This window comes from Streptomyces sp. NPDC046862 (assembly GCF_040704615.1).
GTDB lineage: Bacteria > Actinomycetota > Actinomycetes > Streptomycetales > Streptomycetaceae > Streptomyces.
In genome coordinates, this window is record NZ_JBEYXP010000005.1 from 251,094 (window position 1) to 278,055 (window position 26,962).

Here is a 26,962-nt window from a genome sequence, read left to right on the forward strand (position 1 = left end):
ACTTACCCGGGAGGCCATTCGAGCCCGCGCCCGCCGAGGACGTGCGCGTGCGCGTGGAAGACGGTCTGGCCTGCGCCGCTGCCGGTGTTGAACACGACGCGGTAGCTCTCCAGCTTCTCCTCCGCGGCCACCTCGCCGGTCTCGCGCAGTATGTCCGCGGCGATGCCGGGTTCGGCGGCGCCGAGGGACGCGGCGTCACGGTAGTGGACCTTTGGGATGATCAGCACGTGTGTCGGTGCCTGCGGGTTGATGTCCCGGAACGCGACGGTCGTCTCCGTCTCCCGTACCACGGTCGCCGGGATCTGCCCCGCCACGATCTTGCAGAACAGGCAGTCGTCCTGCGGCTCCCCTGCCATGCGTGCCTCCTCGCTCGCCGCCGATTGATCGCGTACGGGCATCGTAGCGAGGGGTTGTCCGCCCCCGCCGCCCCTACCCGTCCCATCCCGGGGGCTGCGCCCCCAGACCCCCGGGGTGGGGGGTTTCTGGGGTGGGTTGGTTGTGTGCGGGTGGGTGGGGGCTGGTCGCGCCCACGCGGCGGAGCCGCATATCGACACAGCCCCGCGCCCCTGAAAACCGTGCCGATCCCCACTGACGGGTAGGGGCGGCGGGGGCGAAACACCCCCTCGCCCCACCCCACCCTCGCCTTACAACTCCGGCAGAACAGGAGCCGTCTTCGCCGGCGTCTCCTCCAGCGCCGCCAGCGCGAGGCGGATCGCCTCGTCCAGCTGCGTGTCCCGCCCCGCCGCGTGGTCCTGCGGCGCCTGCACGACCTCCACGTCGGGGTCGACACCGTGGTTCTCGACGTCCCACCCGTACCCCTCCAGCCAGAAGGCGTACTTCGGCTGGGTGACGAGCGTGCCGTCGACGAGGTGGTAGCGACTGTCGATCCCGATGACGCCACCCCACGTCCGCGTACCGACCACCGGCCCGATCCCGAGCGCCTTGATCGCCGCGTTCACGATGTCCCCGTCGGAACCGGAGAACTCGTTGGCGACGGCGACGACGGGCCCGCGCGGGGCGTCCCCCGGGTAGCTGTACGGCCGCATCCCGCGCGGCACGTCCCAGCCCACGATCCGCCGGGCCAGCTTCTCGACGACCAGCTGGGAGGTGTGCCCGCCACGGTTCTCGCGGACGTCGACCACGAGGCCCTCCCGCGCCACCTCGATCCGCAGGTCGCGGTGGATCTGCGCCCAGCCCGGCGCCTGCATGTCGGGCACGTGCAGGTAGCCCAGCCGGCCGCCGGACTTCTCGTGCACGTACGCCCGCCGGTCCGCCACCCACGCGTGGTAGCGCAGGGGCTCCTCGTCGGAGATGGGCACGACGACCGTGTGCCGGGGGTCCCCGCCTCCCGCGGGCAGGACGGTCAGTTCGACGGGCTTGCCCGCCGTGCCCACGAGCAGTGGCCCCGGCCCGGTCACCGGGTCCACGGCCTGCCCGCCCACGGCGATGATCGCGTCCCCGGCCCGTACCGCGACGCCGGGCGCGGCGAGTGGCGCGTGCGCCTCGGGGTCGGAGGTCTCCGAGGGAAGGACGCGGTCGATGCGCCACAGGGGCGCCCCCTGGGGGCCGTCCTCGTGCCGGGAGACGTCGGCGCCGAGCAGCCCCTGCCGCCGGTCGCCCCATCCTCCGCCGCCGCGCGGGGTGACGTACGCGTGCGACGTACCGAGCTCGCCCTGCACCTCCCACAGCAGGTCCACCAGGTCGTCGTGGGTGGCGACCCGGCCGAGCACGGGCCGGTACCTGTCCAGCACGCCGTCCCAGTCGACTCCGCCGAGATCCGGCCGCCAGAAGTTGTCCCGCATGAAGCGGCCGGCCTCGTCGTACATCTGGCGCCACTCGGCGGCCGGGTCGACGGTCTGCCGTACCCGGGCGAGGTCGACGGTGATGTTGGTGTCGCTGTCCTCGTCCCCGGAGGCGCGCCGGTCGCTGGGGACGACCTTGAGCTTGCCGTCGGTCCACAGCAGCACCCGCTTGCCGTCGCCGCTGACCGCGAACCGCTCGGCGTCGGAGGCCAGGTACTCGACGCGCTGCTGGGCGAGGTCGTACCGCTCCAGCGAGGTCTTGGGCTCGGGGTCGTCGGGCGTGGCCCGGGAGTGGCCGAGCACTCCGCGCACCGGGTGCCGCAGCCACAGCACGCCGTCCTTGGCGGCCCGCAGCGTCGTGTAGCGCGCGGCCTCGACGGGGAACGGCACGATCCGGTCGCCGAGTCCTTCGAGGTCGATACGGGTCGCGGGGGCGCCCTCACTGTCGGGGGTCTCGTCCTTGTCGGGCGCCTCGAAGGGGCGGCCGTGGCGCTGCGGCCCGAAGGGGGACGGGGTGGTCGCGGCGAGCGTGATGAGGTGCGGACGTGAGCCGCCGACGAACGCCAGGTCGAAGACGTGCTCGTCGTAGACCGGGTCGAAGGAGCGCGCCGACAGGAACGCCAGGTGCTTGCCGTCCAGCGTGAAGGCGGGCGAGTAGTCCTGGAAGCGGAGTGGCGTCGCCTCGGTCACCGAGAGGTCGGCGGTGTTGGCCAGTTTGAGCTGACGCAGGGGACTCGGGCCGGGGTGGGACCAGGCGAGCCAGGCGGAGTCGGGCGAGAAGACCAGCCCGGAGACCTCGCCGTCCTCGCTGCGGTCGACCTCGCGCACCTCACCGCTCTCCCGCTCGACGAGCAGGACGCGGCCGTCGTGCGAGGCGACGGCGGCCCGGCTTCCGTCGGGAGCCACGGCGAGCCCGAGCACGCGCCCGAGCTGCCCGGCGGCGAGCCGTCGCGGGGTGGCGCCGGGTGCGACCCCCGTCGCCGGGGCGAACTCCAGGGCGTCGTCGCCCTCGGCGTCCGTCACCCACACCACCCACTCCTCGCCGTCCGCGCGGAAGGTGATCGGCAGCCGGGCCCGTACACCGTGCTCGGCGGCGAGCGCGCGCGTCGGGCCGGAGCGGTGGGTGACCCAGTGGACGGCGCCGCGCACGGAGATCGCGCTGCCCCGGCCGGTGTGGTCGGGCGAGCCCGCCCCGAACCAGTGGCTCGCGTTCAGGGGATGCGGCTGCAGGTCGACGCGCTGCCCGCCGAGCCGGATGTCCAGCCGCCGCGGCTCGGCGCCGTCCAGGTCGTCGAGGAGCCACAGCTCACCGGCGGACGCGTACACGACGCGGGTCCCGTCGGTGGCGGCGTGCCGGGCGTAGAACCCTCCCCCACTCTCGACTTCGCTCGAGCGGGAGGTGCCCCCATGAGGAGTGTGCCGTCGCAGGTCGGACCCGTCGGCGAGGGACGAGTACAGGGCCCCGACCCCTTCGTGATCGGAGAGGAAGGCGACCCGATCTCCCACCCACATGGGGTACTCGATGTTCCCGTCGAGGTCGGCGTGCAGCCGTACGAACTCCCCGTCCTCACCCTCCCGCTCGATCCACAGCTTGCCCGCCGTGCCGCCGCGGTAGCGCTTCCACCACGCGGCCTCGCGTCCCATGGGCGCGGACAGCAGTACGGTGCTCGGCCCGTACGCGACGTGGCCGACGGGCCCGTACGGCAGGGTGGTCGCCGGTCCGCCGTCGAGCGGGACGGCACGCGCCCAGCTGCGCCGGAGGCTGGCCTGGCCCTGTGTGCTGAGCGCGAGGACCTTGCCGTCGGGTGTCCAGCCGCGCACCTGGGTCCGCCAACTCCCCCAGTACGTCAGGCGCTTCGACGGGCCGCCGTCGATGGGGGCGATGTGGACCTCGGGGGCTCCGTCGCGGGTGGAGGTCCAGGCGACGGTAGTGCCGTCCGGGGAGATGCGCGGATGGTTGACGGGGACGTTGTCGGCGCTGACCCGCCAGGCTCGGCCGCCGTCGAGAGGCGCGACCCAGACGTCGTCCTCGGCGGTGAAGGCGACCGATTCGCCGTGCAGGTGCGGAAACCGGAAATACGCGGGAGATGCAGAGGCTGCAGGCTGTGTCACCAGCTCACTCTAGGCAGCGGCCGACGTTCTTGGGAGGGGTTTGGATCACTCCGGTTCGGCTCACTCTGGTTCGGCTCGTTCCGGTTCGGCTCATTTGCCCTCGGGCCAGCACGTGGGATGCGACTGGCAGTAGACGGTCTTGGTCACGGTGACGGTCGGGCCGGGCTCACCGGGGCGGTCGCCGCCGGTGGGCGGAGTGGGAGTGGTGCCGGACGCGTTGCAGTTGCCCAGGACGTTCACCTGGAACCACTCCTTGCCCGCGATCTTGGCGGTGAGGTCGCCGCGAACGCACTTGCCGTTGACCTCCCGAGTCACCTTTCCCTTGATGCTGATGTCCTTTCCGTCGTCGGTCTCGCCCTTGCAGTCGACGTTCACGAAGGTGTGGGCACTGGCGGAGGGCGAGGTGGTCCTGTCGCCGCTGTCGTCGTAGGACCCCGTGCAGGTGAGCCACCGCACGTCCGCGCCCTGCCGCTCCAGCTCCCGGGTGCCGGCCTGGTCCGTGGTGAACGCCACGGCGGCGGTGTTCAACCCGCCGGGCTCGCAGGCGGAGACGCCCACGACGGCGCCCACGCCGAGCCCCAGGGCCAGCACAACCCGCCGCCCACCCAGCCGTTGTGTCACCCGTGTCATAGCCCCCATGGACGGCAGACTGCCACCGCGGGCGGCAACACGGTAGGCCGCATGCGGCCACGCTCCGCTCCTCAAACGCCGGAGAGGCTGGATGTTGCGCGGGCAACCGCACGGCTTTCAGGGGCGCGGGGAACTGCGCGAACAGCCCCCACCCACTCGCACCCAACCAACCCACCCCAGACCCCCCGGGGGGTCTGGGGGCGCAGCCCCCAGGGACAGGATGGGACGGGTAGGGGCGGCGGGGGCGAAAAACAACCCCGTCAGGCCCAGCGCCCCGTCCTCGCCAGCAACACCGCCACCGCCGCCGTCCCCGCCGTCGACGTCCGCAGCACACTGCGACCGAGGCGATACGGCCGAGCCCCGGCCTCCGCGAACAGCGACAGCTCCTCCGGCGACACCCCGCCCTCGGGCCCCACCACCAGCACGATCTCTCCGGCGGCGGGCAGCTCGACGCCCGCCAGCGCCTCGTCCCCGGACTCGTGCAGCACACCCGCGAAGTCCGCCCCGGCGAGCAGCGCGGCGACCTGCTTCGTCGTCACCGCGTCCGCGACCTCCGGGAAGCGGACCCGCCGCGACTGCTTCCCGGCCTCACGCGCGGTGGACCGCCACTTGGCCAGCGCCTTCAGCCCCCGCTCGCCCTTCCACTGCGTGATGCAGCGCGAGGCCGCCCAGGGCACGATCACGTCCACCCCGGTCTCGGTCATCGTCTCGACGGCCAGCTCGCCCCGGTCGCCCTTGGGCAACGCCTGGACGACCGTGATGCGGGGGGACTCGGCCGGCTCCTCCCGCACGGGCCGCAGGTCCGTGACCACCAGCCGGTCCTTGCCCTCGGCCGTCTTCACGACGCCTTCCGTCCACCGCCCGCGCCCGTCCGTGAGGACCACGTCCTCACCGGGCCGCAGCCGCTTCACGGACACCGCGTGCCGCCCCTCGGGACCGTCGAGGACGAACTCCGCCCCCGCACCGTCGAGTTGGTCGACCACGAACACCGGCGCGGTCACCGGTCGCCGCCTCCCGCCGACCCGTCGGGGAACCCGGACAGCGCCGCCCGCGCGGAGGCCAGCTCCGTCGCCAGCACCTCCACCAGCTGCCCCGCCGGCAGCTCCCGCGCCAGCCGGTGGCCCTGCCCGGCCCACAGCGCCATGCCCTGCGGGTCGCCCGCCTTGGCCGCCGCCTTGCGCAGACCGGAGGTGAGGTGGTGGACCTGGGGGTAGGCGACAGGGGCGTACGGGCCGTGCTCTCGCATGAAGCGGTTGACCAGTCCGCGCGCCGGGCGTCCGGAGAACGCGCGCGTGAGCTCCGTACGGACGAACAGCGGGTTGGTCATCGCCTGCTTGTGGAGGGCGTTCGCGCCGGACTCGGGGGTCACGAGGAACGCCGTGCCGAGCTGTGCCGCGCACGCCCCGGCGGCGAGGACCGCGGCGATCTGGCTGCCCCGCATGATGCCGCCGGCCGCGACGACCGGCAGCGAGACGGCCTCGCGGACCTGGGCGACGAGGGAGAGCAGGCCGATTCCGGCGCCGTCCCGCTCGGGGTCGTCGCGGTGGGTGCCCTGGTGCCCGCCCGCCTCCACGCCCTGCACGATCACGGCGTCGGCCCCGGCGCGCTCCACGGCCAGCGCCTCGTCGGCCGTGGTGACCGAGACGAGGGTCAGTGTGCCCTTGGCGACGAGGGACGCGAGGACCTCGGGGGTGGGGCAGCCGAAGTGGAAGGAGACCACCGGCACCGGGTTGTCGAGGAGGACGGCGAGCTTGGCGTCGTAGCCGTCGTCGCGCCCGCTGTCGGGGTCGCCCAGCTCGGTGTCGTACCAGGCGGCCTCACCGGCGAGCTGGTTGGCGTACACCTCGACGGCGGCCGCAGAAGGGTGTGCGGCGCCAGCCGCTCCAGTGGAGCCGGTGCTTGCACCGGGGTACTCGGGCTGCGGCATGAAGAGGTTCACGCCGAAGGGGCGGCTCGTGAGTCCGCGCAGCTGTTTGATCTCCTGGTACATGCCGTCGGCCGTTTTGTACCCGGCCGCGAGGAAGCCGAGCCCGCCGGCCTCGGACACGGCCGCGGCGAGCCGCGGCACGGAGACGCCGCCCGCCATGGGGGCCTGCACGATCGGCCTGGGAAAGAGATCGGTCAGTGCGGAGGACATGGACGCATGTTGCCACGTCCTCCCCACAAGGTCCGAATCCAGCCTTCCGCCTGGCATAGGCCAGGGACATGGGCACGTGTCAGGGGCGGCGGAGGGATGCGTTCATGGACGAGATCCAGCCACCCGGCATACCGGCCCACGGCACCCGAGAGTCTCAGCAAGCGTCCGACGGGCACGGGAGCAGGAGCAGGTCCCGCGCCCGTCGCCGTCGGCGGTCACCGACCACGGTGACCCCGGGGACCCGGGGACCCCGGTCAGCGCCCGTTGAACGCGTCCTTCAGGCGGGAGAACAACCCCTGCTGCCCCGGCTGGAACTGTCCCGTCGGGCGTTCCTCGCCGCGCAGCTTCGCCAACTCGCGCAGCAGGCGCTCCTGCTCGGGGTCGAGCTTGGTCGGGGTCGTGACCTCGACGTGCACGATGAGGTCGCCCCGGCCGCCGCCCCTGAGGTGGGTGACGCCGCGCCCGTGCAGGGGGATCGACTGACCGGACTGCGTGCCCGGGCGGATGTCGACCTCCTCCATGCCGTCGAGCGTCTCCAGCGGGACCTTCGTACCGAGGGACGCCGCCGTCATCGGGATGGTGACCGTGCAGTGCAGGTCGTCGCCACGGCGCTGGAAGGTGGAGTGCGGCAGCTCGTGGATCTCGACGTACAGGTCGCCGGCGGGCCCGCCGCCGGGGCCGACCTCGCCCTCGCCCGCGAGCTGGATCCGCGTGCCGTTGTCGACACCGGCCGGGATCTTCACCGTGAGCGTGCGGCGGGACCGTACACGGCCGTCGCCCGCGCACTCCGGGCACGGGTTCGGGACGACCGTGCCGAAGCCCTGGCACTGCGGGCAGGGGCGGGACGTCATGACCTGGCCCAGGAAGGACCGGGTGACCTGGGACACCTCACCGCGACCGCGGCACATGTCACAGGTCTGGGCCGACGTGCCCGGGGCCGCGCCCTCGCCGCTGCACGTGGTGCAGACGACGGCCGTGTCGACCTGGATGTCCTTCGTCGTGCCGAAGGCCGCCTCGTCGAGCTCGACCTCCAGCCGGATCATCGCGTCCTGGCCGCGGCGGGTGCGCGACCGTGGGCCGCGCTGGGACGCCGTACCGAAGAAGGCGTCCATGATGTCCGAGAAGTTCCCGAACCCGCCGGCGCCGAAGCCGCCCGCGCCGCCGCCGCCCGCCTGGGACAGCGGGTCACCGCCGAGGTCGTAGACCTGCTTCTTCTGCGGGTCCGACAACACCTCGTACGCGGCGTTGATCTCCTTGAACCGCTCCTGCGTCTTCGGATCGGGATTGACGTCCGGGTGCAGCTCGCGCGCGAGCCTCCGGAACGCCTTCTTGATCTCTTCCTGGGAAGCGTCGCGGCGCACGCCGAGTACGGCGTAGTAGTCCGTGGCCACTTACGACTCCGCCAGGATCTGTCCGACGTAACGTGCCACCGCTCGTACTGCTCCCATCGTTCCCGGATAGTCCATGCGGGTCGGTCCGACCACGCCGAGTTTTGCTACTGCCTCGCCGCCCGAACCGTAGCCCACCGAGACCACGGACGTGGAGTTGAGTCCCTCATGCGCGTTCTCGTGGCCGATGCGCACGGTCACGCCCGGATCCTTCGCCTCGCCCAGCAACTTGAGGAGAACGACCTGCTCCTCCAGCGCCTCGAGCACCGGCCGGATCGTGAGAGGGAAATCATGTCCGAAGCGGGTCAGATTGGCGGTGCCGCCGATCATCAGCCGCTCCTCGTTCTCCTCGACGAGCGTCTCCAGGAGGGTGGAGAGCACAGTGGAGACCGTACCGCGGTCCTCCAGGTCGAAGGCCTCGGGCAGGTCCTCGACGAGCCGCGGCACGTCCGCGAAGCGGCGGCCCGCCACGCGGCTGTTGAGCCGCGCGCGGAGATCCGCGAGCGACGTCTCCCCGAACGGCGCGGGGCAGTCGACCATACGCTGCTCCACCCGGCCCGTGTCCGTGATCAGCACGAGCATCAGGCGCGCGGGCGCCAGCGACAGCAGCTCCACGTGCCGCACCGTCGACCGCGTGAGCGACGGGTACTGCACGACGGCGACCTGCCGCGTGAGCTGCGCCAGCAGGCGTACGGTCCGGCCGACGACGTCGTCCAGGTCGACGGCGCCCTCCAGGAAGTTGTGGATGGCGCGCCGCTCCGGGGCGGTCATCGGCTTCACCGCGGCCAGCTTGTCGACGAAGAGGCGGTAGCCCTTGTCGGTGGGGATGCGCCCGGCACTGGTGTGCGGCTGGGCGATGTACCCCTCCTCCTCGAGAGCCGCCATGTCGTTGCGGACGGTGGCCGGCGAGACCCCGAGCTTGTGCCGCTCGGTGAGCGCCTTGGAACCGACCGGCTCCTCGGTGCCCACGTAGTCCTGGACGATGGCGCGCAGCACTTCGAGCCTGCGTTCGCTGAGCATCGCGCACACCTCCAGAGCATTCGTCCTCGCGCGTCCCCGCGCGTCCTTGCGGCTCTCGTCTGGCACTCACCGCAGGTGAGTGCCAGCATTCCCACCAGTGTACGGCGGCGGGGTACGGCCCCGGCAAGGGCGGCCACGCCCGTCGTACCGACGTGTACCAACGTGTCCCGTGATGTCGTACCGGCGAGTACGCGTGGAGCGCCGACACATCGAGCGGTCGTCGTGCCGGGGTGGGGCCTGGGGCTAGCGTCGGTGTATGACGGTGACTTGGGAAGAGGCCGGGTGGGAGAAACTCGCCCCGCACGTGGGGCGCCTCCGCCTCCCGGTCTGGGACTGCACGGCCGGGCTGGTCGTCGGTGACGGCCGCGCCCTCATGATCGACGCGGGGTCGAGTCTGCGGGAGGGCGCGCGGTTGCGCGCCGAGGCGCGGAGCCTGCTGGGCGGGCACGGCGATGGGGCGGGCCCCGTCGGCGTGACGGATCGCGGTGATGTGACAGGTCTCCGCGATGTGACACATCTCGCGCTGACACACCCGCACTTCGACCATGTCTTCGGCGCGGCGGCCTTCGCGGGAGTGGAGGTTTTCGGCGCGGTGGGCCTGGACACGGTCCTCACCGGCGAACGCTCACGCGAGGATCTGCGCGCCGACGCCGTGCGCAACGGCCTGGACGCCGATGAGGCCGCCGAGGCCGCGGACCACCTCGTCCGCCCCCGCCACCACGTCTCCGGGGAGTGGACGCTGGACCTGGGCGGCGGCTCGCAGGTACTCCTGGCGAACGTCGGTCCCGGCCACACGGCGCACGACCTGGTGGTGCTGGTGCCGGCCTCGTCGATGTCGCCCGAGGTGGTGTTCTGCGGCGACCTGGTCGAGGAGTCCGGCGAACCCCAGGCGGGCCCGGACGCCGTCCCCGCGCACTGGCCGGCGGCGCTGGACCGGCTGCTGGCGCTCGGCGGCGAGGACGCGGTGTACGTGCCGGGGCACGGGGCGGCGGTGGACGCCGCGTTCGTCCGGGCGCAGAGGGACGCGCTGGCACGCAGCTTCGGCGTGTCGTGAGTCGCGCCCGGCTGGTTCTCGTATCGTCATCCGAATGCGCCAGTACTCGCCGGACCTGACCCCGCCGTGGAAGAGGTCCAAGCCCGTCCCGGAGGTCCCGGCGGAGCCCGGGCTGGTGGTCGAGGAGCCCGGGAGCGGCTTCTGCGGTGCGGTGATCGGCTGCGAGGCGGGCACGGTGACCCTGGAGGACCGCTTCGGCAAGCACCGGGTGTTCCCGATGGAGCTGCGGGGCTTCCTGGTGGAGGGCCGGGTGGTCACGCTCGTACGCCCGTCGTCCGCCCCGGCGCGCCCCACCCGTACGGCCTCCGGCTCGGTCGCCGTCCCCGGCGCACGCGCGCGCGTGGCCCGCGCGGGACGCATCTACGTGGAGGGCCGCCACGACGCCGAGCTCGTCGAGAAGGTCTGGGGAGACGACCTGCGCATCGAGGGCGTGGTCGTGGAGTACCTGGAGGGCGTGGACGACCTGCCGTCGATCGTCGCGGACTTCGCGCCGGGCCCCGACGCCCGCCTCGGGGTCCTGGTGGACCACCTGGTGCCGGGCAGCAAGGAGTCCCGGATCGCCGAGTCGGTGACGAGCGAGCACGCGCTGGTGGTGGGCCACCCGTACATCGACATCTGGGAGGCGGTGAAGCCGGCGGCCGTCGGGATCGAGGCGTGGCCGCGGGTCCCTCGCGGGCAGGACTGGAAGACGGGGGTGTGCCGGGCGCTGGGGTGGCGCGTGGCGAACACCGGGGAGGCGTGGCAGCGGATCCTCGGCTCGGTGCGCTCGTACAAGGACCTCGAGCCGGAGTTGCTGGGGCGGGTGGAGGAACTGATCGACTTCGTGACGGCCCCGGCGCACGGTTCTTAGGAGCGCGGAGAACGGCGCGGCTTTCGGAGCCGCGGGGCACAGCGCGGCTTTCAGGGGCGCGGGGCACAGCGCGAGCAGCCCCCCACTCAGCCGCACCAACCCACCCACCCCCGACGGACCCCTCAGTCCACCAGCTCCCGCACCACCGCATCCGCCAGCAACCGCCCCCGCAACGTCAGAACGGCCCGCCCCTCCCCGAACGCCCCGCCCTCCAGCAACCCCTCGGACAGAAAACGACGCGCCGCACCGAGCCCCGCCTCCCGAAGGAGCGACAAGGGACACCCCTCCCGCAACCGCAGCTCCAGCAGAATCCGCTCCACCCGTCGGTCCTCGTCCGCGAGGACCTCGCGCCCGGCCCCCGGAGAACGGCCCGCCGCCAGCGCCCCCGCGTACGCCCCCGGATGCTTCACGTTCCACCACCGCACCCCGCCGACGTGGCTGTGGGCGCCGGGCCCGGCCCCCCACCAGTCGGCCCCACGCCAGTACAGCTCGTTGTGGAGGCAGCGCCCCTGGACGGACGTGGCCCAGTTCGAGACCTCGTACCACTCGAACCCCGCCGCCGACAGCGTCTTCTCGGCGATCAGGTACCGGTCCGCGTGGACGTCGTCGTCCGTCATCGGCACCTCACCCCGCCGGATGCGCCGCGCGAGCTGTGTGCCCTCCTCGACGATCAGCGCGTACGCCGACACATGGTCCGGCCCCGCCCCGATCGCCGCGTCCAGGGAGGCCCGCCAGTCGTCGTCCGACTCCCCGGGGGTGCCGTAGATCAGGTCGAGGTTGACGTGCTCGAACCCGGCGGCCCGGGCCTCCGCGACGCAGGCCTCCGGACGCCCCGGTGTATGCGTGCGGTCCAGCACCCGCAGCACGTGCTGCCGGGCGCTCTGCATGCCGAAGGAGATCCGGTTGAAACCGCCCTCCCTCAGCGCCTCCAGGTACGCCGGGTCCACCGACTCCGGGTTCGCCTCCGTCGTCACCTCCGCGTCGTCCGCGAGCCCGAACTCGTCGCGGATCGCCCCCAGCATCCGTACGAGATCACCGGCGGCCAGCAGCGTCGGCGTACCGCCGCCGACGAAGACCGTGCGGACGTCGCGCGGGTCGTCGCCGAGCACCTTGCGGGCCAGGCGGATCTCGTCGATCAGCGTCTCGGCGTAGTTGTCGCGGGAGGCGAGGACGCCTCCCGTGCCGCGCAGTTCGGTCGCCGTGTAGGTGTTGAAGTCGCAGTAGCCGCAGCGGGTCGCGCAGTACGGGACGTGCAGGTAGAACCCGAGAGGCCGGCCCGCGGCCCCGGTCAGGGCGTGCGCGGGCAGCGCCCCGTCGTCGGGGACGGGCTCACCGTCGGGGAGTACGGAAGGCATGCCCTCCATTCTCCAGCACCGCCCGCAACCACAGCACCGCTCGAGCGCCGGCCCCGCTACTCCGCCTGCAACACCAGCAACGCCAGATCGTCCTCCGGCGGCCGCTCGCCGAACTCGTGCACCAGCCTCTTGATCCGCTCCGCGACGAGCTGCGCGTTCAGCCCGCGGCAGTCGGCCAGGGCCGCCGCGAGGCCGTCCCCGTCGTCGAACATCACCGATCCGCAGCGCCGCTCGGTCACGCCGTCGGTGACGCACAGCAGCGTGTCGCCGGGGCGCAGCGTGAAGGTCTCGGAGGTGTACGCGGCGTCCTCGATCACACCGAGCAGGGTCTGCGGCTCGGCGGCCGTGCGGACGTCGCCGTCGGGGCCCAGGACCAGCGGCAGGGGGTGCCCGGCGGAGGCGAGGGTGCAGTGGACGCCGCCGTCGTAGGGGACGAGTTCGCCGTAGAGCAAAGACAGGAAGCGGGTTTGCGGGCCCTCGTCCGCGCCGAGGCCCGGTCCGCCGGCCGTGACCAGGGCCCGCGCGGCCGCGTCCGCGGCCTCCGTGGCGTCGTCGAGGAGGAGCTGGTTGAGGCGGTCGAGGACGTCGGCGACCTGGTAGCCCTCGCGGGCCAGCAGCCGCAGCCAGGGCCGGGCGAGGCCGATGACGACGGCGGCCTCGGGACCCTTGCCCTGGACGTCTCCGAGGGCGAAGCACCAGCGTCCGTCGCCGGCCGGGAACAGGTCGTAGAAGTCACCGCTGGGGCCGCCCTTGTCGCACGGCTCGTACACGAGGGCGCTGTGCATCCCGGGGATCTCGGCGACCGCGCCCGGCAGCAGTCCGCGCTGGAGGACCCGGCTGATGGTGGCCTGGCGGGCGTACTGGCGGGCCGCGCCGATCGCGAGGGCCACCCGGCGGCTGAGGTCCTCGACGAGCCCGGTGACCTCGTCGGCGAAGCGGAGCAGCCCGGCCCGGCCGATGACGAGCGTGCCCAGCGGACGCCCGCCCGCGATCAGCCGGTAGGCGAGCGCGGTCCCGGTCTCGCCCTGGTCGCCGAGGGCCTCGCCGGGCCACGCCACCGGCATCGCCCGCGACCGTACGGACTCCGGCAGCCGGGGCGGGTTCTTCTCCAGCGCCCGGCGCAGGTCCTCGATGCGGTTCTCGCTGACGTGCCAGACGCGGGCGAGCCGGGGGCCCGTGCCGAGTCCGGCCTCGGCGCCGCGCCAGCCCATGCCCTCGTCCTCCAGCCACACCGCGCACCAGTCGGCCAGGCGCGGCACCAGCAGCTGTCCGGCGAGCGCGGCGACCAGGTCCTCGTCGAGCTGCCCGGCGAGCAGGTCGGAGGCCTCGGCCAGGAAGGAGAGGGCGCCGCGGTTCAGCCAGTCCCTGTCGCCCTCCGTGCCGCGCCTCGGCGCGGGAGCGAGTATCTCGGCGGCGATGGTCCTCCGGTCGAAGGCGTCGTCGGCGGCGTACGCCTCGATCCGGTCCCCCTCGACGTCCGCGGACCCGCCGGTGGGCAGGCGCGCCCAGACGGTCTTCACGCCCGTGCGGTAGGTGATGCCCCAGGCGTCGCAGAGCGCGGAGACGAGCCGCAGACCGCGCCCGTACTCCGGGGTGCCGTAGGAGGGTTCCGTGCCGTGGGGGCGCTCGGTGCTGTACGGGCGTTCGGTGCCGTCGTCGCGTACGGCGCGCGAGGGGTGGTGGTCGGAGACCTCGACGACGACGTGGACGGGCTCCTCGTCGGGGTGCCCGGGGTACGCGGGGTGGTCGGGGTGCTCCGGATGCTCGGCGGGCTCGAGACGGCACAGCACCTCGACGTCCGTGCCGGCGTGCACGACGGCGTTGGTGACCAGTTCGCTGACGACGACCAGGACGTCGTCGGCGAACCGGTCGGTGAGGGTCTCGGCTCCGGGCAGTGCGAGCCGTCCCCAGTCGTCCAGGGTGGCGCGGGCGAAGCGGCGGGCGGCGCCGGGCGCGAGCGGGCCTCCGGGGAGCGACGCGTGTGCGACCGCGCGCCGGTCCGTGCCCCGGTGCGCAGGCGTACCAGGGGCACGAGTCGTCGACTCGCGTTGCGTCGGAATGGCCCCCACTGTGCGGCTCCCTGAGCAGTTCGGACGAATAGGCCTCAGGCGGCACGGACAGAGTGACAGACTGGCCACGCCCATAAGCGCCGAGTTACTGAAGTGGGCCACCATGAGTGAGAACAGTGCTACGCGGGTGCTCGAAGACGGTCAGGAAGACGGACAGATTCGGCCATCCGATCTCCGTCCCCTCCTCGCGGCCATGACGGCCGCGCGGGACGGCGACTTCAGGAAGGCGCCGGAGGCGGGCCACGGCATCGCGGCCGAGCTCGCGGCCGTCTTCAACCAGATCATGGACCGCAGCACCCACTTCAACACGGAAGTGCAGCGCGTGCGGCGGGAGTTGGTTCGGTACGGCCGCCTCGACGAGCGGCTCTCCGCGAGCCCGGGCCAGGGCAGCTGGACGGCCCGCGTCAACGATGTGAACCAGCTCCTCGACGCCCTGGTGGCGCCCGCGGCCAACGCCACGCGCGTGCTGGACGCGGTGGCCGGCGGGGACCTCACCCAGCGGGTCGACCTGCACGACGGGAACCGGCAGCTCCGCGGTGACCTGCGGCGGTTGGGCCGCGCCGTGAACACCATGGTCGACCAGCTGTCGCTGTTCACGGGCGAGGTGACCCGGGTCGCGCGCGAGGTCGGCACGGAGGGGCGGCTGGGCGGGCGGGCCAAGGTGCGCGGCCTGTCCGGGAGTTGGCGGGACGTGACCGAGGCGGTCAACACGATGGCGTCCCGGCTGACGGCCCAGGTGCGTGACATCGCCCTGGTGACGACGTCGGTGGCGCGCGGCGACCTCACCCGTACGGTGACCGTCGAGGCGACCGGGGAGCTGCTCGAACTCAAGCTCACGGTCAACACCATGGTCGACCAGCTCTCCGCCTTCGCCGACGAGGTGACCAGGGTCGCCCGCGAGGTCGGCACCGAGGGCCAGTTGGGCGGCCGGGCCCAGGTCAGAGGCGTGTCGGGGGTCTGGAAGGACCTCACCGACAACGTCAACTTCATGGCGTCGAACCTCACCTCCCAGGTCCGCAACATCGCCCAGGTCACGACCGCCGTGGCCAACGGCGACCTCAGTCAGAAGATCACGGTGGACGCGCAGGGCGAGATCCTGGAGCTGAAGTCCACCATCAACACCATGGTCGACCAGCTCTCCGCCTTCGCCGACGAGGTGACCAGGGTCGCCCGCGAGGTCGGCACCGAGGGCAACCTGGGCGGCCGGGCCCAGGTCAGAGGCGTTTCGGGGGTATGGAAGGACCTCACCGACAACGTCAACTTCATGGCGGACAACCTCACTTCGCAGGTGCGCAACATCGCCCTGGTGTCCACGGCCGTCGCCCAGGGCGATCTCGGCAAGAAGATCACGGTCGAGGCGAAGGGCGAGATCCTGGAGCTGAAGTCCACCATCAACACCATGGTCGACCAGCTCTCCGCCTTCGCCGACGAGGTGACCAGGGTCGCCCGCGAGGTCGGCACCGAGGGCAACCTGGGCGGTCAGGCCCAGGTCAGAGGCGTGTCCGGCGTCTGGAAGGACCTCACCGACAACGTCAACTTCATGGCGCTGAACCTCACGTCCCAGGTACGGAACATCGCACAGGTGACGACCGCCGTGGCGAACGGCGACCTGTCGAAGAAGATCACGGTCGACGCCCGCGGCGAGATCCTCGAACTGAAGGACACCGTCAACACGATGGTGGAGCAACTGCGCGCCTTCGCCGACGAGGTGACCCGGGTGGCCCGCGAGGTCGGCACCGACGGCCGGCTCGGCGGTCGCGCCCAGGTGCTGGGCGTGTCCGGTGTGTGGCGGGACCTGACCGACAACGTCAACTACATGGCCGACAACCTCACCTCCCAGGTGCGGAACATCGCCCAGGTGACCACGGCCGTGGCCAACGGCGACCTCTCCAAGAAGATCGACGTGGACGCGCGCGGCGAGATCCTGGAGCTGAAGACCGCCATCAACACCATGGTCGACACCCTCTCCTCCTTCTCCTCCGAGGTCACGCGCGTGGCCCGCGAGGTGGGCAGTGAGGGCCGGCTCGGCGGCCAGGCCCGCGTCGAGGGCGTGTACGGCACCTGGAAGCGCCTGACGACGAACGTGAACGAGCTGGCGTCGAACCTGACCACCCAGGTGCGCGCGATCGCCGAAGTCGCCTCGGCCGTGGCGCAGGGCGACATGTCCCGTTCGATCACGGTGGAGACGCAGGGCGAGGTCGCCGAGCTGAAGGACAACATCAACCTGATGGTGGCCAACCTCCGCGAGACCACCCGGGCGAAGGACTGGCTGGAGTCCAACCTGGCCCGCCTGGCAGCTCTGATGCAGGGCCACCGGGACCTGATGGAGGTCGCCGACCTGATCCTGCGCGAGCTGACCCCGCTGGTGAACGCGCAGTACGGCGCCTTCTACCTGGCCGACCCGGACGAGGACGGCGCGGCGCTGCGTACGACCGCGCCCGGCGAGGGCCTGGGCAAGGGGCTCGCGTTCATCGCCGGGTACGGCTCGGCGCAGGGCGCGACCGTGGAGACGGGCGGGCTGCCGGTGCACGGACTGGTGGCGCAGGCGGCGCGGGAGAAGAAGCGGATCCTGGTGGAGGAGGCGCCGCCGGACTACATCAAGATCAACAGTGGTCTGGGTGAGGCCTCCCCGTCCAGCGTGGTCATCATCCCGATCCTCTTCGAGGACAAGCTCCTCGGCGTGATCGAACTGGCCTCCTTCTCGCGCTTCTCCGACGTCCACCTGGCATTCTTCGACCAGTTCGTGAACACGATCGGCGTCGCGATCAACACGATCATCGCCAACTCCCGTACGGAGTCGCTCCTCGGCGAGTCCCAGCGCCTGGCCATGCAGCTCCAGGAGCGCTCGGACGAACTCCAGGAGCAGCAGGCGGAGTTGCAGCGCTCGAACGCCGAGCTGGAGGAGAAGGCGGCGCTCCTGGCGACCTCGTCCCAGTACAAGTCGGAGTTCCTGGCGAACATGTCGCACGAGCTGCGCACGCCGCTCAACTCCCTGCTGATCCTGGCCCGACTGCTCTCCGACAACCCTGACGGCCATCTCACCGACCAGGAGGTGCAGTTCGCGACGACGATCCACCGCTCCGGCTCGGACCTGCTCCAGCTGATCAACGACATCCTCGACCTGTCGAAGATCGAGGCCGGCCGGATGGACGTACGCCCGAAGAAGCTCCCGCTGATCAAGCTGCTCGACTACGTGCACGCCACGTTCCGCCCGCTCACCCTGGACCGGGGGCTCGCCTTCGAGGTGGCGGTCGGCGAGGACGTACCGCGGGAGATGTACTCCGACGAGCAGCGCCTCCAGCAGATCCTGCGCAACCTGCTGTCCAACGCGATCAAGTTCACCGCGGGCGGCAGGGTCGAGCTGCGCGTCAACCGCGTCAAGGACCCCGAGCACCGCTACACCCGTGAGGACACCGACGAGGTGATCGCCTTCGCGGTCTCCGACACCGGTATCGGCATCGCGGCCGAGAAACTCCCGGTGATCTTCGAGGCGTTCCAGCAGGCCGACGGCACGACGAACCGCAAGTACGGCGGTACGGGCCTCGGGCTGTCCATCAGCCGGGAGATCGCGGGTCTGCTGGGCGGCCGCATCATCGCCGAGAGCGTGCCCGGCAAGGGGTCCACCTTCACGCTGTACGTCCCGGTCGTCAGCCCCGGCCACGCGGCGACCGGACCAGTGCCGGAGGAGCGGGTCCTGACCACCTCCGAGCAGCTGTCGGCCGAGCCGTTCACCGGGCCGGAGCCGGACGACACCTGGCCGACGCCCAACAAGCTGGAGGCCTGGAAGTCGGGCCGCGCGGGACAGGTCCTGCCGGGCCGGCGCGTACTGATCGTGGACGACGACATCCGCAACGTCTTCGCGCTCACCCACGTGCTCGGGCGCGTCGGCATGCCCGTCCTGTACGCGGAGAACGGCCGCGAGGGCATAGAGACACTGGAGCGCAACCCGGACGTCGAACTCGTCCTGATGGACATCATGATGCCGGAGATGGACGGCTACGAGACGATCGCCGCCATCCGCCGCACCCCACGCTGGACGGGCCTGCCCATCGTCGCGCTGACCGCCAAGGCGATGCCGGGCGACCGCGAGAAGTCCATCGCGCGGGGCGCCAACGACTACGTGCCGAAGCCGGTGGACGTCGACCAGCTGCTCACGGTCGTCTGCGCGCTCCTCGACCCGGAGAGTCCGGAGGCGGAGGATGGACAGGACGCGGAGCCGGAGAGGCACGCCGACACCGAGGGGGCGAGCGCCCACGAAGCCACGGACTGAGTGAGGCAGCCAGACATGAGCATTGAGGCAACGTCCGACGAGCGCGCCAGCATCCTCCTCGTGGACGACATGGAGGACAACCTGATAGCGCTGGAGGCCGTGCTGGGCTCCCTCAACGAGCCGCTGGTACGCGCCCGTTCCGGAGAGGAGGCCATGAAGGCGCTGCTGCGCCGGCGGTTCGCGGTGGTCCTCCTCGACATCCGCATGCCGGGCATGGACGGTTTCGAGACGGCCGCGAACATCAAACGCCTCGACCAGACCAAGGACGTCCCGATCATCTTCCTGACGGGCACGGACTCCGACGCGGGCTACGCCTTCCGGGGTTATGCCACGGGCGCCGCCGACTACCTCACCAAGCCCTTCGACCCCTGGGTCCTCCGCGCCAAGGTCGCCGTGTTCCTGGACCTGCACCGGAAGAACGTGCAGCTGGAGCGGATGCTGGTCCGGGAGCAGACCCACTTCGCCGGCGTGAGCGACCGCCTGGCCGCCCTGGAGAAACAACTGGCCCCCGACGGCACCCCGGACCTGGGCACGATACGCACCCAGGTCCGGGAACTGCAGATACTGGTGGACGAGATACGGCGCGAGGGCCGCGCCCCGTAAGGGTGCGGCCCGTAAGGGTGCGGCCCGTAAGGGGCGCGGGGAACTGCGCGAGCAACCACATACAACCCGCAGCCGCCCGCAGACCCCGGCCACCCCTTCGCTAACGCGCTACGCCTCCCTGGTACCCGCGTACATCTCATCGATCAGATGCTTGTACTCCCGCTCGACAACCGGCCGCTTCAACTTCAGGCTCGGCGTCAGCTCACCGTGCTCCACGTCCAGATCCCGCGGCAGAAGACGGAACTTCTTGATCGTCTGCCACCGCTGAAGCCCCTCGTTGAGACGCTTCACATACCCGTCGATGAGTTCGACCGCCGCCGGTGAGGCGACGACGTCCTCGTACGACTTGCCCTCCATGCCGTTCTCCTTGGCCCAGCCGAGGAGGGACGGCTCGTCGAGGGCGATGAGCGCCGTGCAGAAGTTGCGGTCGGCGCCGATGACCATGACGTTGGACGTGAACGGGCACAGGGCCTTGAACTGGCCCTCGACCTCGGTCGGCGCGATGTACTTGCCGCCGGAGGTCTTGAACAGGTCCTTCTTGCGGTCGGTGATGCGCAGGTAGCCGTCCGGCGAGAGCTCGCCGATGTCGCCGGTGTGGAACCAGCCGTCCGGCTCCAGCACCTCGGCGGTCTTCTCGGGCAGGTTGTGGTAGCCCTCCATGATCCCCGGGCCGCGCAGCAGGATCTCGCCGTCGTCGGCGATGCGCACCTCGCAGCCGGGCAGCGGCTTGCCGACCGTGCCGGTCCGGTACGCCTCACCGGGGTTGACGAAGGACGCGGCGGACGTCTCCGTGAGGCCGTAGCCCTCCAGGATGTGGATGCCCGCGCCAGCGAAGAAGAAGCCGATCTCGGGGGCCAGCGCGACGGACCCGGAGACGCAGGCCCGCAGGTTCCCGCCGAAGGCCTCGCGCAGCTTCTTGAAGACCAGCGCGTCCGCGACCTTGTGCTTGGCGCCCAGCCCGAACGGCACGGCCGCGGTGCCGGTGCGGCGGAAGTTGTCCTGGCTGACCTTGGCGTACTCGCGCCCGACCTCGGACGCCCACTGGAAGATCTTGTACTTGGCGGGCCCGCCCGCACGCGCCTTGGCGGCGACCCCGTTGTAGACCTTCTCGAAGATGCGCGGCACGGCCGCCATGTAGGTCGGCTGGACGACCGGCAGGTTCTCGATGATCTTGTCGACGCGGCCGTCGACCGCCGTGACGTGCCCGACCTCGATCTGCCCGGACGTGAGCACCTTGCCGAAGACGTGCGCGAGCGGCAGCCACAGGTACTGCACGTCCTCGGCGCTGATCAGGCCGGTCGCGGCGATCGCCTTGGCCATGTAGGACCAGTTGTCGTGCGGGAGGCGGACGCCCTTGGGCCGGCCCGTGGTGCCCGAGGTGTAGATGAGGGTGGCGAGCTGCTCGGAGGTGATCGCGCCGACCTTCTCCTGGATCAGGTCGGGCTTCTTCTCCAGGTACGCCGCGCCTCGCTCCTCCAGCTCGGCGAGCGAGAGGATCCAGTCCTCGGAGAGGTCGGCTCCGGCCGGGTCGATGACGACGACATGGGTCAGGTCGGGCAGTTCGGCCCGCTTCTCCACGGCCTTGGCCAGCTGCGCGGCGTCCTCCGCGATGAGGACCCTGCTCTCCGAGTCGGACAGGATGTACGCGGACTCCTCGGCGTTCGTCTGCGGGTACACGGTCGTGGTGGCCGCGCCCGCGCACAGGATGCCGAGGTCGACGAGGACCCATTCGACCCGGGTGGCGGCGGCGAGGGCGACACGCTGCTCCGGCTGTACGCCCAGTTCGATGAGCCCGGCCGCGATGGCGTAGACCCGCTCGGCGGCCTGCGCCCAGCTGAGCGACTTCCACTCGTCCGGCCCCTCACCGGAGGCGGGGGACACGGGGTAGCGGTAGGCCTCCGCGTCGGGCGTGGCCGCCACGCGCTCCAGGAAGAGGGCCGCCACGGACGGCGGTCGGTTCTCGATCAGGGTCAGTGTGTCGCTCACGACATCCTCCGGGGCCCGCGACGTGCGGCTGGCTCAATGCGGCTGTTGTTTAACTCGCGAGTAACTATTCGAGTGGGGATCAGGGTAGAGCCCGGCTGCCCGGTGCGTAAGGGGCGGCGGGCTGTCACTTCCTACAGGAACTCCTACGGAGAGCGACCCTACGCGCGCGTACGGGCCCGCCGCACCGAGGGGCGACGGACCCGCGTTCTGCCCGGGTTTCCGCGGGTAACAGGCGTTGCGCGGACGGACCCGGTCGGGGAAATCGAGGCTCGCGGGGCGGGCGGCACCCCGCGAATGCCCCTACTTCTTGCCCTTGCCGGACCCGCCGCCGTCGTCGCTGGACAGCACGGCGATGAAGGCCTCTTGCGGAACCTCCACAGAGCCCACCATCTTCATCCGCTTCTTGCCCTCCTTCTGCTTCTCCAGCAGCTTCCGCTTACGGGAGATGTCACCGCCGTAGCACTTGGCGAGGACGTCCTTGCGGATGGCGCGGATGGTCTCGCGGGCGATGACCCGGGAGCCGATGGCGGCCTGGATCGGCACCTCGAAGGCCTGCCGCGGGATGAGCTCGCGCAGCTTGGCGACGAGCCGCACGCCGTACGCGTACGCCGCGTCCTTGTGGGTGATCGCCGAGAACGCGTCCACCTTGTCGCCGTGCAGCAGGATGTCGACCTTGACCAGGCTGGAGGTCTGCTCGCCGGTGGGCTCGTAGTCGAGGGACGCGTACCCCCGGGTCTTGGACTTCAGCTGGTCGAAGAAGTCGAAGACGATCTCGGCGAGGGGAAGCGTGTACCGGATCTCGACGCGGTCCTCGGACAGATAGTCCATCCCGAGCAGAGTCCCGCGCCGGGTCTGGCACAGCTCCATGATCGAGCCGATGAACTCGCTCGGGGCGAGGATCGTGGCGCGCACGACCGGCTCGTACACCTCGCTGATCTTGCCCTCGGGGAACTCGCTCGGGTTGGTGACCGTGTGCTCGACGCCGTCCTCCATGAGCACGCGGTACACCACGTTCGGCGCCGTGGCGATGAGGTCGAGCCCGAACTCCCGCTCCAGCCGCTCGCGGATGACGTCGAGGTGCAGCAGCCCCAGGAAGCCGACGCGGAAGCCGAAGCCGAGGGCGGCGGAGGTCTCCGGCTCGTAGACCAGCGCGGCGTCGTTGAGCTGGAGCTTGTCGAGGGCGTCGCGCAGCTCCGGGTAGTCGGAGCCGTCGAGGGGGTAGAGGCCGGAGAACACCATCGGCTTGGGGTCCTTGTACCCGCCGAGCGCCTCGGTCGCACCCTTGTGCAGGGTGGTGATCGTGTCACCGACCTTGGACTGGCGGACGTCCTTCACACCGGTGATGAGGTAGCCCACCTCACCGACCCCGAGTCCGTCGGCACCGAGCATCTCGGGCGAGTTGGTGCCGATCTCCAGGAGCTCATGGGTGGCACCCGTGGACATCATCCGGATCCGCTCACGCTTGTTGAGCTGCCCGTCGACGACACGGACATACGTCACGACGCCCCGGTAGGAGTCGTACACGGAGTCGAAGATCATGGCGCGCGCGGGCGCGTCCTTGACCCCGACGGGGGCCGGGATCTCTGCGACGACCCTGTCGAGCAGGGCGTCGACGCCGACGCCGGTCTTGGCGGAGACACGGAGTACGTCGTCGGGGTCGCACCCGACGAGATTGCCGAGCTCCTCCGCGAACTTCTCCGGCTGCGCGGCCGGCAGGTCGATCTTGTTGAGCACAGGGATGATCGTCAGATCGTTCTCCATCGCCAGATACAGATTGGCGAGGGTCTGCGCCTCGATGCCCTGGGCCGCGTCGACGAGGAGGACGGTCCCCTCACAGGCCGCGAGCGACCGCGAGACCTCGTACGTGAAGTCGACGTGGCCCGGGGTGTCGATCATGTTGAGGATGTGCGTGTTGCCCGGCTCCTTGGTCGGGGCCCACGGCAACCGCACCGCCTGGGACTTGATCGTGATGCCGCGCTCGCGCTCGATGTCCATGCGGTCGAGGTACTGAGCGCGCATCTGCCGCTGCTCGACGACACCGGTCAGCTGGAGCATCCGGTCGGCGAGCGTGGACTTGCCGTGGTCGATGTGCGCGATGATGCAGAAGTTGCGGATCAGCGCCGGGTCGGTACGGCTCGGCTCGGGCACATGGCTAGGGATCGCGGGCACGCAGGGTCCTGATTCTTGAGGCGTCCGCAGTGTCTGCGGTCTCGGGTCGGATCGATACGTAGGCTCCATCGTCCCACGGGCGAGGAGTGGAAACCGGTCCGGGCAACGAGGGGTGCGTGCGACGGGTGGCCCGGGGCGCCCCCGCCCCGTCGTCCGCGGGGCGGGGGCGGGCCTCCCCGGGGTGGGGGGCAGCGTGCGTTGCCGCGGGTGGCCGGCGGAGCTGGAGCGGGGGGGGGAACGGGTGCGGGGTGGGCGCCGGGGCGACGCAGGACAGGGGTGCGAGGGGATCGGCACGGGAGGGGGGCTCCTTGTCGGCACCGGGGGATCCTTGTCGGCACGGAACCGGCACGGGACAAACGCCTGGGCGGCACGGAACCGGTACGCGACAGGCGCCGGGTCGGCACGGAACCGGTACGCGACAGGCGCCGAGTCGGCACAGGACCGTAAGGGGACGGGCCCTGGTCGGCACGAAGCCGTGCGGGAGGGCGCCGGTTCGGTGCAGGAGCGGTTTGGGGTGGTCGGAGGGCGGCTGGTACCGTGGGGGGCTGTGCCTCATGCCCTCTCAGCGCGAGGCGCGATCGGCTCCACCGGGTCTCCGGTGGTCCACTCGAAGATCAATCACCGGCGCGTGCGGCGTTGCGACGTCTCGCGTGCCTGAACCTGAAAAGGCTCATTCGTGGCGAACATCAAGTCCCAGATCAAGCGGATCAAGACCAACGAGAAGGCCCGGCAGCGCAACAAGGCCGTCAAGTCTTCCCTGAAGACCGCGATCCGCAAGACCCGCGAGGCCGCGGCCACGGGTGACGTGGAGAAGGCGACCGTCGCGCTGCGCGAGGCCTCGCGCAGCCTCGACAAGGCCGTCTCCAAGGGCGTCATCCACAAGAACCAGGCTGCCAACAAGAAGTCGGCGCTGGCTTCCCAGGTCGCTGCCCTCAAGGGCTGAGTCGGGCCGAGTCCACCGGACTCGTCTCCTGTCTCGCACCTGACTTGACCGTCGGCTGGACCCAGAGCGGGCCCTCTCTCATCCGCTCCCATCCGGCACCCCGGGTTCACGCGCGGCCTGCGTTCGCCACGCGGGCGTGAACCCACAGGCTTGATCCGAAGGCCCCGGCCGTCTCCCTTCCCCAGGGCGGCGAGCCGGGGCCTTCGGGCGTTGTGCACACGGCGGCGGCCAGGCAAGTAAGACGACAAAGCCGTTCAGGCCGACGGCGGGGGCCTGGGGGCGCAGACCCCAGGGACAAGACCCCAGGGACAAGACCCCAGGGACAGGACCCCAGGGGCAGGTTGGGACGGGTAGGGGCGGCGGGGGCGAAAACCCCCTACCCCCGCCGGGACCGCGCCGCCCGCGCGATCGTCACAACCGCCTTCTCCAACGCGTACTCAGGATCATCGCCCCCGCCCTTGACCCCCGCATCGGCCTCCGCGACCGCCCGCAGGGCAACCGCCACCCCGTCCGGCGTCCACCCCCGCATCTGCTGCCGCACCCGGTCGATCTTCCACGGCGGCATCCCCAACTCCCGCGCGAGATCGGCCGGACGCCCACCCCGAGCCGAGGACAGCTTCCCGATGGCCCGCACCCCCTGGGCCAGCGCACTGGTGATCAGCACAGGTGCGACCCCGGTCGCCAGAGACCACCGCAACGCCTCCAGCGCCTCCGCGGCCCGCCCCTCCACCGCCCGGTCCGCCACCTCAAAACTCGACGCCTCGGCCCGCCCGGTGTAGTACCGCCCGACCACGGCCTCGTCGATCGTCCCCTCGACGTCCGCGACCAACTGCGACGCCGCGGACGCGAGCTCCCGCAGATCGCTCCCGATCGCGTCCACGAGCGCCTGGCACGCCTCGGGCGTGGCGGACCGCCCCAGCGTCCGGAACTCCCCCCGCACGAAGCCCAGTCGCTCCGCCGGCTTCGTCATCTTCGGGCACGCCACCTCCCGCGCCCCCGCCTTGCGCGCCGCGTCCAGCAGCCCCTTCCCCTTGGCCCCGCCCGCGTGCAGCAGCACGAGGGTGATCTCCTCGGCGGGCGCCCCGAGATACGCCTTCACGTCCTTGACCGTGTCGGCCGAGAGATCCTGCGCGCTGCGTACGACCACGACCTTCCGCTCCGCGAAGAGCGACGGGCTCGTCAGCTCGGCGAGCGTCCCGGGCTGCAACTGGTCCGAAGTCAGGTCACGTACGTCCGTGTCGGCGTCGGCGGCCTTCGCGGCGGCCACCACCTCCTGCACGGCACGGTCGAGCAGGAGGTCCTCCTGGCCCACGGCAACCGTGACCGGGGCGAGAGGGTCGTCATTAGCAGTCTTCCTGGCCATCGCTCACAGCATCCCACGCGCCACTGACAACGCGGCAGAGCGGAGCACTCCACGAGGACAGGGCTACGGCTCCTCCCGCCAGCCGTCCCACTCCCCCGCGAACTCGTTCAGCGCCGCGGCATCGAGCCGCTCCATCTCGTCCCGCAGCACGACCAGCCACTGGGCGTCGTCGGCGTCGTCCTCCCCGGCCAGCGCGTCCCGCACGAGCTGGGGCTCCTCGTCCACCCCGAACCGGTCGGCCAGCGCCTCCGCCGCCTCCTCCGCTGCCTCGCGGTCGGGCAGCACCAGTACATGTCTCACATCAGTCACGGGGACATTTTCCGTCAGCTCTTCGGCACGATCTGCACATCGAGGTCGACCCGGATGCTGGGCCCCACGACCGCGATGCCCCGCGCGAGCATCGTCTGCCAGCTCACCGTGAAGTCGTCGCGCCGAAGCTCGGTCGTGGCCTTGCAGGCCGCCCGCACCTCGCCCTCCATGCCGTTGCCCAGCCCGAGGTACTCGGTGTCGAGCGTGACCGTCCGCGTCACCCCGTGCAGCGACAGGGCGCCCGTGACCGCCCAGCGGTTGCCGCCCTTGTGCACGAACCGGTCGCTGTAGAACTCCAGCGTCGGAAACCGCTGCACGTCCAGGAAGTCCGCCGACCGCAGGTGGTCGTCCCGCATCCTCACGTTCGTGTCGATGGACGCCGCGTCGATCACCACGTGCATCGCCGACCGCTCCATGGGATCGGCGATCCGTATCGCCCCCGCGAACGCGTTGAACCGCCCGTGCACACGCGCCAGTCCGATGTGCCGCGCGGTGAACCCGATCATGGAATGCGTCGGCTCGATCTCCCAGTCCCCCGCCCGGGGCAGCTCGTACGGCTGGGCGACCTGCAGGGTCACGTCACCGAGCGAGGCCAGCGCGCTCTCGCCGACGACAGCGTTCGCCCGGTACGGCGTGTAGCCCTCGGCCGACACCGCGAGCCGGTACTCCCCCGCCGGCACCGCCGCGATGAACGACCCGTAGGGGTCCGTGCCCCCGCCGACAATTCTGCGGCCCATCGTGTCGCTGACGACGAACTCCGCCTGCCGCACGGGCTCGTTCACCGGATCGAGCACCCGGCAGCTGAGCACTCCGGCACCCGGCGGAATCCGTACCGCACCCAGGGGGCCACCTCGCTGCCCCTGCCTCGTTCGGTTCTCCCGCCAGCGGCCCAGCATCCGCGA

At 71.3% G+C, this 26,962-nt stretch carries 19 protein-coding genes; 5 read left to right on the forward strand and 14 right to left on the reverse strand.

Annotation, left to right across the window (positions count from 1 at the left end):
- Window positions 1-2: 2 nt before the first annotated feature.
- The 7 genes from AB0959_RS07950 to hrcA all read right to left on the reverse strand — a co-directional run bounded on the left by AB0959_RS07950 (window position 3) and on the right by hrcA (window position 9,089).
- Entirely contained in the window at window positions 3-356 is a 354-nt protein-coding gene (locus AB0959_RS07950) for a histidine triad nucleotide-binding protein (RefSeq protein WP_366825438.1), read from the reverse strand.
- A gap of 288 nt (window positions 357-644) precedes the next feature.
- Window positions 645-3,914 carry a S41 family peptidase gene (locus AB0959_RS07955; RefSeq protein WP_366825439.1) on the reverse strand — a complete coding sequence of 1,090 codons (3,270 nt, stop codon included), beginning with the start codon at window positions 3,912-3,914 and terminating at the stop codon, window positions 645-647.
- Between the two features lie 90 nt (window positions 3,915-4,004).
- Window positions 4,005-4,553: a hypothetical protein gene (locus tag AB0959_RS07960; protein ID WP_366825440.1), complete on the reverse strand. Its 549-nt coding sequence runs from the start codon at window positions 4,551-4,553 to the stop codon at window positions 4,005-4,007.
- 251 nt (window positions 4,554-4,804) lie between these two features.
- Window positions 4,805-5,545: a 16S rRNA (uracil(1498)-N(3))-methyltransferase gene (locus AB0959_RS07965; protein ID WP_366825441.1), complete on the reverse strand. Its 741-nt coding sequence runs from the start codon at window positions 5,543-5,545 to the stop codon at window positions 4,805-4,807.
- Window positions 5,542-6,681 (reverse strand): nitronate monooxygenase, encoded by a 1,140-nt coding sequence (locus tag AB0959_RS07970; RefSeq protein ID WP_366825442.1) that lies wholly within the window; start codon window positions 6,679-6,681, stop codon window positions 5,542-5,544. Before AB0959_RS07970 ends, AB0959_RS07965 begins: the two co-directional genes overlap by 4 nt.
- 254 nt (window positions 6,682-6,935) lie before the next feature.
- Window positions 6,936-8,072, reverse strand: a complete 1,137-nt coding sequence (dnaJ, locus tag AB0959_RS07975; protein WP_366825443.1) for a molecular chaperone DnaJ — start codon at window positions 8,070-8,072, stop codon at window positions 6,936-6,938.
- The gene (hrcA, locus tag AB0959_RS07980; protein WP_366825498.1) at window positions 8,073-9,089 is read right to left on the reverse strand and encodes a heat-inducible transcriptional repressor HrcA; all 1,017 of its coding nucleotides are present in this window, start codon (window positions 9,087-9,089) and stop codon (window positions 8,073-8,075) included.
- A gap of 256 nt (window positions 9,090-9,345) precedes the next feature.
- On the opposite strand from hrcA, the gene AB0959_RS07985 reads away from it, so the two are divergent.
- Both AB0959_RS07985 and AB0959_RS07990 read left to right on the forward strand, forming a co-directional pair.
- The gene (locus tag AB0959_RS07985) at window positions 9,346-10,143 is read left to right on the forward strand and encodes an MBL fold metallo-hydrolase (RefSeq protein ID WP_366825444.1); all 798 of its coding nucleotides are present in this window, start codon (window positions 9,346-9,348) and stop codon (window positions 10,141-10,143) included.
- Between the two features lie 34 nt (window positions 10,144-10,177).
- Window positions 10,178-10,993 carry a DUF3097 domain-containing protein gene (locus AB0959_RS07990; RefSeq protein WP_366825445.1) on the forward strand — a complete coding sequence of 272 codons (816 nt, stop codon included), beginning with the start codon at window positions 10,178-10,180 and terminating at the stop codon, window positions 10,991-10,993.
- Between the two features lie 122 nt (window positions 10,994-11,115).
- Here AB0959_RS07990 and hemW read toward each other — a convergent pair whose 3' ends face one another.
- Window positions 11,116-12,348 carry a radical SAM family heme chaperone HemW gene (gene hemW, locus AB0959_RS07995; RefSeq protein WP_366825446.1) on the reverse strand — a complete coding sequence of 411 codons (1,233 nt, stop codon included), beginning with the start codon at window positions 12,346-12,348 and terminating at the stop codon, window positions 11,116-11,118.
- 56 nt (window positions 12,349-12,404) lie between these two features.
- Window positions 12,405-14,417 (reverse strand): SpoIIE family protein phosphatase, encoded by a 2,013-nt coding sequence (locus AB0959_RS08000; protein WP_366825447.1) that lies wholly within the window; start codon window positions 14,415-14,417, stop codon window positions 12,405-12,407.
- 103 nt (window positions 14,418-14,520) lie between these two features.
- Between AB0959_RS08000 and AB0959_RS08005 the strand changes: the two genes are divergently transcribed.
- Together AB0959_RS08005 and AB0959_RS08010 are read left to right on the forward strand one after the other, a co-directional pair.
- The gene (locus tag AB0959_RS08005) at window positions 14,521-18,687 is read left to right on the forward strand and encodes a HAMP domain-containing protein (protein WP_366825448.1); all 4,167 of its coding nucleotides are present in this window, start codon (window positions 14,521-14,523) and stop codon (window positions 18,685-18,687) included.
- A gap of 15 nt (window positions 18,688-18,702) precedes the next feature.
- A complete protein-coding gene (locus AB0959_RS08010) occupies window positions 18,703-19,290 on the forward strand; it encodes a response regulator (RefSeq protein WP_366825449.1) in 588 nt (195 codons plus the stop codon).
- Window positions 19,291-19,398: 108 nt separating this feature from the next.
- Here AB0959_RS08010 and AB0959_RS08015 read toward each other — a convergent pair whose 3' ends face one another.
- The gene (locus AB0959_RS08015) at window positions 19,399-21,276 is read right to left on the reverse strand and encodes an AMP-dependent synthetase/ligase (RefSeq protein ID WP_366825450.1); all 1,878 of its coding nucleotides are present in this window, start codon (window positions 21,274-21,276) and stop codon (window positions 19,399-19,401) included.
- Window positions 21,277-21,576: 300 nt separating this feature from the next.
- Complete coding sequence (lepA, locus tag AB0959_RS08020) at window positions 21,577-23,445, reverse strand: translation elongation factor 4 (RefSeq protein ID WP_366825451.1); 1,869 nt, start codon at window positions 23,443-23,445, stop codon at window positions 21,577-21,579.
- Between the two features lie 676 nt (window positions 23,446-24,121).
- On the opposite strand from lepA, the gene rpsT reads away from it, so the two are divergent.
- Window positions 24,122-24,388: a 30S ribosomal protein S20 gene (gene rpsT / locus AB0959_RS08025; protein ID WP_366825452.1), complete on the forward strand. Its 267-nt coding sequence runs from the start codon at window positions 24,122-24,124 to the stop codon at window positions 24,386-24,388.
- 376 nt (window positions 24,389-24,764) lie between these two features.
- On the opposite strand, the gene holA is transcribed toward rpsT, so the two are convergent.
- The 3 genes from holA to AB0959_RS08040 form a co-directional block, all read right to left on the reverse strand.
- The gene (gene holA, locus AB0959_RS08030; RefSeq protein ID WP_366825453.1) at window positions 24,765-25,751 is read right to left on the reverse strand and encodes a DNA polymerase III subunit delta; all 987 of its coding nucleotides are present in this window, start codon (window positions 25,749-25,751) and stop codon (window positions 24,765-24,767) included.
- Between the two features lie 63 nt (window positions 25,752-25,814).
- Entirely contained in the window at window positions 25,815-26,060 is a 246-nt protein-coding gene (locus AB0959_RS08035; RefSeq protein ID WP_366825454.1) for a hypothetical protein, read from the reverse strand.
- A gap of 14 nt (window positions 26,061-26,074) precedes the next feature.
- Complete coding sequence (locus AB0959_RS08040; protein WP_366825455.1) at window positions 26,075-26,956, reverse strand: YceI family protein; 882 nt, start codon at window positions 26,954-26,956, stop codon at window positions 26,075-26,077.
- Window positions 26,957-26,962: the final 6 nt, after the last annotated feature.